4 protein-coding genes are annotated in these 4953 nt (G+C 74.6%); all 4 read right to left on the bottom strand.

From position 1 onward, the window contains the following. Nucleotides 1–19: 19 nt before the first annotated feature. Complete coding sequence (locus HUX53_RS36790) at nucleotides 20–1447, bottom strand: sugar porter family MFS transporter (protein ID WP_176407892.1); 1428 nt, start codon at nucleotides 1445–1447, stop codon at nucleotides 20–22. 56 nt (nucleotides 1448–1503) lie between these two features. Continuing rightward, on the bottom strand, nucleotides 1504–2400 hold the full coding sequence (locus HUX53_RS40405) for a hypothetical protein (RefSeq protein ID WP_217920337.1): 897 nt from the start codon (nucleotides 2398–2400) through the stop codon (nucleotides 1504–1506). Between the two features lie 1035 nt (nucleotides 2401–3435). Beyond that, on the bottom strand, nucleotides 3436–4566 hold the full coding sequence (locus HUX53_RS36780) for a VWA domain-containing protein (RefSeq protein WP_176407891.1): 1131 nt from the start codon (nucleotides 4564–4566) through the stop codon (nucleotides 3436–3438). Further along, nucleotides 4563–4925: a DUF5682 family protein gene (locus tag HUX53_RS36775; protein ID WP_176407890.1), complete on the bottom strand. Its 363-nt coding sequence runs from the start codon at nucleotides 4923–4925 to the stop codon at nucleotides 4563–4565. Before HUX53_RS36775 ends, HUX53_RS36780 begins: the two co-directional genes overlap by 4 nt. Nucleotides 4926–4953 lie beyond the last annotated feature (28 nt).

Genomic DNA, 4953 nt, shown 5'->3' with positions numbered 1-4953 from the left:
TGGTGGCACCGGCTCGGCCTCATCCAGGGGTGCTCTCCGGGGGACGGCGCCCGAAACGGCGGAGCAGGTCGGCGTCCACCTCGCCGAACTCGCGTCCCTTGGTCTCCGGGACGAAGCGGGACACGAACGCCAGCCCGGCCAGCGAGATCGCGGCGAAGATCCAGAACGTCTCGCCCTGCCCGATGGCGTTGGCGATGGGCAGGAACACCAGGCTGACCACGAAGTTCGAGCCCCAGTTCACCGCGGTGGACGCGCTGGAGCCGCTGGCGCGGGCGGGCCCCGGGAAGATCTCCCCGATGATCGCCCAGAAGACGGGCCCGAGCCCGACGGCGAACGCGGCGATGTACAGCACCATGAAGATCAGCGACGGCACGGACGCCCAGCCGGCCACGAACGCCAGCCCCAGCAGGACCATGGTGACCGTCATCGCGGCGAGCGAGAACAGCAGCAGGCCGCGGCGCCCGGCCCGGTCGATGAGCCACACCGCCGCCACGGTCATCACCAGGTTGATCACGCCGATGGCGATGGAGTAGTAGATCGAGTTGGCGGCGTTCAGCCCGGTCTCCTCGATGATCGTCGGCGCGTAGTAGATGATCGTGTTGATCCCGCCGAACTGCTGCACGGCGGCCAGCGTGACGCCGACGATCAGCGCGGGCCTGACCCGCGGCCGGAGCAGGGCGTGCCAGCCCGCCTGCCCCCCGTCCTTGGCGGCCTCCTTCCGCCGGGCCTCGACCCGCCGTTCGACGAGCATGTCGGCCGTCGCGTCGTTGGTGACCGAGGCGATCGTCCGGTGCGCCCCGTCCCGGTCGCCGCGCGCCAGCTGCCACGCCGGAGACTCCGGTATCCCCCACAGCGCCCCGGCGACCATCACCAGGGCGGGCACGGCGCCCACGGCGATCATCGCGCGCCAGTCGCCGCTCCCCGCGAACGCGACGTTGATCATGTAGGCGACCAGGATGCCGATCGTGATGAGCAGCTGGTTGAGGGTCAGCACGCTGCCCCGGATCTTCGCCGGGGAGATCTCCGACAGGTAGACCGGGACGGTCGCCGAGGCGGCGCCCACCGCCAGGCCGAGGAGCAGCCGGCCGCCCAGCAGCATGCCGTAGCCGCCCGCCAGCGCGGCGACCGCCGTCCCGACGAGGAAGACGAACCCTTCGAGGCCGAGGGCCCGGCGGCGGCCGATCCGGTCGGCCATCCGGCCGGACAGCAGCGCGCCCGCCATGGCGCCCAGCACGAGGATGCTGACCACGCTGCCCTGCTCGAAGGAGTTCAGCGCGAAGTCGGCCCGGATGAACAGCAGCGCCCCGGAGATCACGCCGGTGTCGAAGCCGAACAGGAAGCCGCCGACCGCGATCAGGACGGCCCACCGCCAGATCTTGCGCAGCCCCTCGGGCGGGACCTCGTCCATCGGGCACTCGGCGACCTGGACACGAGAAAAACCTTGCATGCGCGCCTCCCAGGCACGCACTACCCAAAGTATTTGCTTAAATACAGAGAGTCAGATCAGCGGAGTTCGGCGGTCGCCAGCAGCCGGATGTGGGCGTCGGCCCAGGTCGAGGCGGTGCGGTGCGGGTCGTCGGCGGCGAGGGCGGCGGCCAGGGCGGCGACGGTTCCGGCGGCGGCGCGGAGGCCGGCGCGGTCCAGGTCCTTTCCCGCGCGGACGATGCGCTCGCGCAGGCCCGGCGTGGTGCGCAGGAGGCCGCGGTGGGCGGCTTCGGCGCAGGCCGCCAGCGCCTCGTCCAGCGCGCGGGACAGCGGGTCGGTGGTCGCCGGGGGCGGTGCGGCCAGGGCGGCGGTGCCCTCGCCGGGGGCCAGGTCGGGCACGACGATGCCGTCCGCGGTCTGGACGGCGAACGGGTCGATGACGAGGCCGCCGCGCTCCTTGCGGACGGTGCCGGTGAGCATGCGGGGGCCGGCGGCGAGCGCGCCGGCGAGGGCGTCGAGCGCGGCGGGACGGTGCGGGCTGTAGTCGGCGGAGACGACGGCGGTGGTCCCGGCGGCGTCGGCGATCACGGCCTCCAGGCGCTGCGCGCCGGGGTGGTAGCCGACGTCGCGGACGCCGGCGACCTCGACGGCGCGGACCAGTTCCGCCGCCACGCGGGGGCGGACGAGGCGGGGCGGCAGGGCGTCCAGGGCGCGCGCCTCCGCCGCGAGGTCGCGGACGAGGAGCCCGGCGGGCAGCGTCTCCCAGGCGCTGCCGAGCGGCGTGACCGTCGTCTTCGCGACCCGTCCGGCGGCGACGCGGACGACCCGGCCGGCGCTGCGGGTCGCGCTCTCCGACACGACGTTCGCCGCGGCGAGCGAGCGCAGCGGCGCACCGAGGATCCTGCGTCCGGCCAGGTCGGCGCCGGTGAGGCGGGTCCCGTCCGGGACGTCCCAGCTGCGTTTCAGGACGAGCACGATGCCAGTGCCGGTGTGCGCGAGGAAGATGTCGGCGGTGCGGGCCCCCGGCGGTGCCGGCGACGCGGCAGCCGAGAGCGGCGAGCCGGACGCGGCGCAGCGGCGTCTCCGCGCGCTCGTCGGTGCCGAGCACCTGGGAGCGGTCGGGTCCCCGGGCGGCGCGGTGCCGGGCGTGGATCTCGGCGAGGAGTTCCGCGATGCGGGCGGGATCGTGGTCGGCGCGGCGCTCGTGGTAGGCGGCGAGCTGGCCGGCCAGGTCGTCCAGTGCGGCGGCGGGCCAGTGCATGCCGCGCCCGGCCAGGTCGGCGGCGGCACGTCCGAGCGCGGCGGACAGGACGGGGCCCGCGTGCACGGCGCCCTCCAGGAGGACCTGTTCGGCCAGGTCGAGTGCGGTGTCGAGGTCGTCGCGCGATGCCCCCGGCGTGCCGCCGACGTCGAGGCGGATCTCGTCGCCGGTGAGGCCGCGTTCGTCGGCGGCGCGGAACGCCCAGACGGCCAGCACGGTCATCTCGCCGCGCACCGCCGCGACGGCGTCAGTGTGGACGTAGCCGAGTTCGTCCGGCACCAGGAACCGGACGGTGCAGGTCGGCAGCTCCACCTGGGCGACCGGGTCCTGCGCGGTGGGGCGCCGGAGCGTGGCGGAGTAGCCGGCGCGGAGGGTGCGGCGGGCGGCGGTGAGGGCGCGCTGCCCGAGGACGCGGACGAGCGCGTCGTCGTCGAACGCTCCGGGCGACCAGGGCGCCTCCGGTGTCCCGGGTTCGGTGGCGGCCGTCCGCTGGTAGGCGAGGACGAGGCAGATCCGGTGGCGGCACGTCCCGGTCGCGCCGCAGGAGCAGGTCGCGGCCTCCAGCCCGGCGCCTGCGGGCAGGGACCCCTTCACACCGTCCGGGAAGGCGCCGTCGATGCCGCCGTCCGGGCCGACAGTGATCTCCGGGCCGTTGCCGGCGTCGAGGTCCTTCGCGGCGCGCTTGACGAGCCCGCGGTTGGCGAGGGCGGCGAGGGCGTCCGGGGTGAGGGACAGCAGGTCGGTGCGGGTCATCGGGCGATCCGTTCGGCGACGAACTCGGCGAGCTGCCCGGGAGTCATGGCGCCGATGTGGGCGCCCTCTCCGGCGAGCCGCTGCGCCATGGCACGGTCGTACGCCGGGTTCGCCCCCTCGTCGAGCGCGGCCAGCCCGAGCACGTGCGTCCCCTGCTGGACGAGTTTCCGGACCTCCCGGACGAGCCGGGCCTCGTTCCCGCCCTCGTAGAAGTCGGTGATGACGGCGACGATCGTCCGGCGCGGGTTCTCCACCAGCCCGGCCCCGTAGGCGACGGCCCGCGCGATGTCGGTGCCGCCGCCGAGCTGCACCTTCATCAGCAGCTCGGCCGGGTCGGTGACGTCGGACGTCAGGTCGACCACGGAGGTGTCGAACGCGACCAGGTGCGTCTTCAGGCCGGGCAGCCCCCACAGGCACGCGGCGGTGACGGCGGAGTGGACCACGGACCCGGCCATGGACCCGGACTGGTCGACGAGCAGGATCAGCTGCCACTGCTCGACGTGCCGCCGCGTCCGGGACACGAACCGGGGGTGCTCGATGTAGAGGCGCCGCTCGTCCGGCCGGTAGTGCGCGAGGTTCGCGCGGATCGTCCCGTGGAAGTCGAAGTTGCGGGAGTTCTTGATGCGGCTGGGCCGCCGCGACCGGGTACCGTGGAACGCCTGCCGTACCTCGGTCGAGAGCCGCTCCATCAGCTGCCGGACGACGGCGTCCACGATCCGCCGGGCCAGCGCGAGGACCTCGGGGTTCATCAGGTGCTTGGTGCGCAGGACGGCGCGCAGCAGCGTCGCGTCGGGCTCGATGCGCTCCAGCACGGCCGGGTCGGTGACGATCTCGTGGATCTCGTAGCGTTCGACGGCGTCGCGTTCGAGCCGCTCGATCGTCTCCTTGGGGAACAGCCGGTGCACGGCGTCGAGCCAGTCGACGGTGGTGAGCTGCGACGGCCCGTCGCCGGCGCCTCGTCCCCCGTCGCCGCGCCGCACGCCGCGCCTGCCGAGGTCGGCGTCGCGGCCGTACAGCCAGTCGAGGGCGGCGTCCCGCTCGGCGCCCTCGCCGCCCAGCTCCCCGGTGCACGACTCGGCGGGCGCGCCGAGGACGAGCCGCCAGCGTTCCAGGTCGGGCGGGATCATGACTCCCCTTCCAGGAATGCGGCGGCCAGGGCCTTCTCGACGCGGGTTTCGAGGGCGCGGGCCTCGGCCATCAGCAGCGGCGCGTCCGGCGTGCGGAGCAGCTCGCGGGCCGAGCCGCGCAGGCCGCGCCGCTCCAGCAGCCCCTCGGCGATCGTCTCGCGCTCGCGCGGCGGGAAGAACTCGAACGCCTGCCGCAGGGCGGGCAGCGCCACGAGGAAGTCGGCGTCGGTCAGGTCGCCGACCAGCTCGTCGAGGACCCCGAGGACGGGCGTGTCCGCGTCGAGCACCTCCTGCCGGGCCAGGGCGAACAGCCCGGCGAGCCAGTCGGCGAACGTGCTCGCGCCGGCCGCGCCGAGCACCCCGAGGGCCCGGCTCTTATATACACCT

Source organism: Actinomadura sp. BRA 177 (genome assembly GCF_013372625.1).
Taxonomy (GTDB): Bacteria; Actinomycetota; Actinomycetes; order Streptosporangiales; family Streptosporangiaceae; genus Spirillospora.
The sequence above is the reverse complement of the archived record's forward strand: the minus strand, read 5'-3'. Positions and strand labels throughout refer to the sequence as shown.

What these genes read in the sequence shown, in the direction of transcription:
- HUX53_RS36780 (WP_176407891.1), bottom strand. Translation starts at nt 4,566, where the DNA reads ATGATCCCGCCCGACCTGGAACGCTGGCGGCTCGTCCTCGGCGCGCCC.
- HUX53_RS36790 (WP_176407892.1), bottom strand. Translation starts at nt 1,447, where the DNA reads ATGCAAGGTTTTTCTCGTGTCCAGGTCGCCGAGTGCCCGATGGACGAG.